The organism is Bacillus sp. SRB_8 (genome assembly GCF_003264205.1).
Classification (GTDB): Bacteria; Bacillota; Bacilli; order Bacillales; family Bacillaceae_G; genus Bacillus_A; species Bacillus_A mycoides.
This window is the reverse complement of the sequence record NZ_NADT01000062.1, coordinates 1-1,650: the sequence shown is the minus strand read 5'-3', so window position 1 is coordinate 1,650 and position 1,650 is coordinate 1. Positions and strand designations below refer to the sequence as shown.

At 35.1% G+C, this 1,650-nt stretch carries 1 protein-coding gene; it reads left to right on the top strand.

Annotation, left to right across the window (positions count from 1 at the left end):
* The first annotated feature begins 92 nt into the window (after positions 1 to 92).
* Positions 93 to 1,523 (top strand): IS4 family transposase, encoded by a 1,431-nt coding sequence (locus B5P40_RS29445; RefSeq protein ID WP_113710375.1) that lies wholly within the window; start codon positions 93 to 95, stop codon positions 1,521 to 1,523.
* The last annotated feature ends 127 nt before the right edge of the window (positions 1,524 to 1,650 follow it).

Here is a 1,650-nt window from a genome sequence, read left to right as displayed (position 1 = left end):
CACATCCATCAACTTAAGGATTTAGACTATTCTTGAAGTTAAAAGCACGTTACTATTCTCTTATGTTAATAAGAAAGGGTGACGTGCTTTTTATGAATATGCATCAAAAACAAGAGTTGTCTTTATTTGCCGAAGAGTTATATCGCTATATGTCTCCTGCTACACTTAATCAATTAGCTATAGAAGCAGGCGGAATGAAACGAAAACGTAAGTGCCATGGGCACCATTTTTTATCTTTGTGTGTATGGTTAAATCAACAAATCGCTACTACCTCTCTTACTCAACTTTGTAGTCAATTAGAAACTTCAACAGGAATTTTATTAAGTCCTGAGGGACTTAATCGGCGATTTAACACGGCTTCTGTAGCCTTCTTTCGAACTGTATTCACTACACTTCTACAAGCTAAAATTGGGGGATTATCTAAGATTTCTCATGCTCTTTCTGCTTACTTTGAGCGTATTCTTATCCTTGATTCTACAACATTTCAAGTGCCTGATCGATTTGCATCTACTTATCCTGGTGCCGGAGGATGTAGTCATAAAGCTGGTGTAAAAATTCAACTAGAGTATGACTTGTTGAGTGGAGAATTTTCTGATGTGAAAATTGAACCAGGAAAACGAAGTGATCAGGCGTATGGTGCGACTCGAACAGGTATGGCACAAAAGAATGAACTATATATTCGTGACTTAGGATATTTTCGTTTACAAGACTTTAAGTCTATTCAAGATAAGCAAGGATATTATTTATCACGTCTTAAGTTACCAACTAAGATATATAGAAAAGAATTCGAAACGGTCGTATTTAAAACAAAACCCGCTCAAATGAGGCCGGTATATATACAAATTCATTTGGAAGACATCATGAACCAATTACAACCTGGCCAAGTGTATGAATTACATGATGTATATGTAGGGAGCAAAGACAAATTACCTACTCGCATTGTGGTTTATAAATGTACGGAGGAGCAAAAACAAAAACGCCTACATGATCGAGCTATTCGTGAAAAGAAAAAAGGAATTACATATACAGAGCGTACGAAACTTTTACAAGGAATTACGGTATATATGACAAACATTCCTACGGAATGGGTACCAAAAGAGAAAATCTATGATTTATATTCACTACGTTGGCAAATTGAACTGTTATTTAAAATATGGAAATCCTGGTTTCAAATTCATCGTTGTAAATCTATTAAACAAGAGCGATTAGAATGTCATCTTTATGGACAACTCATTAGTATCCTATTATGTTCTTCTACAATGTTTAAGATGAGAGAACTCCTGTTACGTAAGAAACAGAAAGAGCTAAGTGAATATAAAGCGATGTACATAATTAAAGATTATTTTTCACTTTTTCACCAGGCATTACACAAAAACACCCAAGAGCTATCAAAGGTTCTCCTTCGTCTGTTTAACCTCCTACAGCGCAACGGACGAAAATCTCATCGATACGAGAAAAAGACAGTCTTTGATATTTTGGGTGTTGTGTATGAGTATACCACTTCTACTCATCAGGCAGCATAGTAAAAAAATTCAAACCCGTCAGGGTTTATTTGATATGCCTACTTTTATAACATCTATAAACGATAATAAAATACTACGTGAAAAGACCGCGTTTTGTATAAAAATATACCTTAAGTTGATGGATGTG

What these genes read in the sequence shown, in the direction of transcription:
- B5P40_RS29445 (WP_113710375.1), top strand. Translation starts at nt 93, where the DNA reads ATGAATATGCATCAAAAACAAGAGTTGTCTTTATTTGCCGAAGAGTTA.